This window comes from Actinoplanes sp. NPDC049802 (genome assembly GCF_040656595.1).
Lineage (GTDB): Bacteria > Actinomycetota > Actinomycetes > Mycobacteriales > Micromonosporaceae > Actinoplanes.
On record NZ_JBFAMR010000192.1, the window covers coordinates 1 to 1,246 of the forward strand.

Here is a 1,246-nt window from a genome sequence, read left to right on the forward strand (position 1 = left end):
TCGAGGCGCTGGGCAGTCTGCACGCCCGGGGTGTCGACGTCGACTGGACCGGATTCTTCGGCGGCGGCGGCAGCCGGATCGACCTGCCCACCTACCCGTTCCAGCGGCGGCGTTTCTGGGTGGACAGCACGGTCGGTGCGGCCGGACCCACCGGGCTCGGCCAGGCCGACGTCGGCCACCCGCTGCTGGGCGCGGTCGTCGCGATGCCCGACTCCGGTGGGCTGATCTGCACCGGGCGACTCTCCCTCGACACCCATCCCTGGCTCGCCGACCACGAGATCCTCGGCGCCGTGGTGGTGCCCGGAGCCGCCCTGATCGAACTGGTGCTGGCCGCCGCCGGGGAGGCCGGCTGCGCGACCGTCGAGGAACTGACACTGCACGCCCCGCTGCTGCTGCCGCCCACCGGTGGAGTCGCCGTCCAGGTCGTCGTCGGCGGCGACACCGGGACCGGCCGGACGGTCCGGGTCCACTCCCGAACCGACGACGACTGGACTCTGCACGCCGAGGGAGTCGTCACCGGCGAACAGCCCGAGCCGGACGTCGCCGGGATGGAATGGCCACCGGCCGGCGCGACACCGGTCGACGTCGACTACGCCGAACTCGCCCGGAACGGGTACGGCTACGGACCCGCCTTCCAGGGCGTACGTGCCGCGTACCGGCGCGGTGACGAGTTCTTCGCCGAGGTGAGCCTGCCGGACGCCGGGGACGCCGAGCGGTTCGGGGTGCACCCGGCGCTGCTCGACGCCGTCCTGCACGCCTCGATCACCGTGGACGGCCCGATGCGGCTGCCGTTCGCCTGGTCCGGAGTGCGGCTGCACGCCACGAACGCCACCGCCCTGCGGGCCCGGATCAGCCCGGCCGGCTCAGACGCGATCACCCTGACCGCGGTCGACCCGGCGGGCGCGCCGGTGCTGACCGTCGAACGGCTCGCCACCCGCGAGGTCAGCCGGGACCAGCTGGCGACCGGCGCCTACCACGACTCGCTGTACCAGCTGGAGTGGATCGCGGTCCCGGCCGGTCGCGCCCCCGCCCCGGACGCCGTCCTGCATCGGGTGCCCGCCGGCCTGGACGTCCGCGCCGCCGTCCACGAGACGCTCGGCGTCCTCCAGAAATGGCTGGCCGAATCCGAGTTCGGAACCCTGGTCGTGGCGACCGAGGGTGCGGTGGCTCTTCCTGGTGAGGGCGTGACCGACCTGGCTGGTGCGGCGGTGTGGGGTTTGGTGCGGTCGGTTCAGGTGGAGCATCC

The 1,246-nt window shown here is 73.8% G+C and carries 1 protein-coding gene; it reads left to right on the plus strand.

Going from position 1 to position 1,246, the window contains the following annotated elements:
* Positions 1-1,246: polyketide synthase dehydratase domain-containing protein (locus tag AB0I88_RS41330; protein ID WP_361037783.1), on the plus strand; the 1,246-nt coding region annotated here is incomplete at both ends.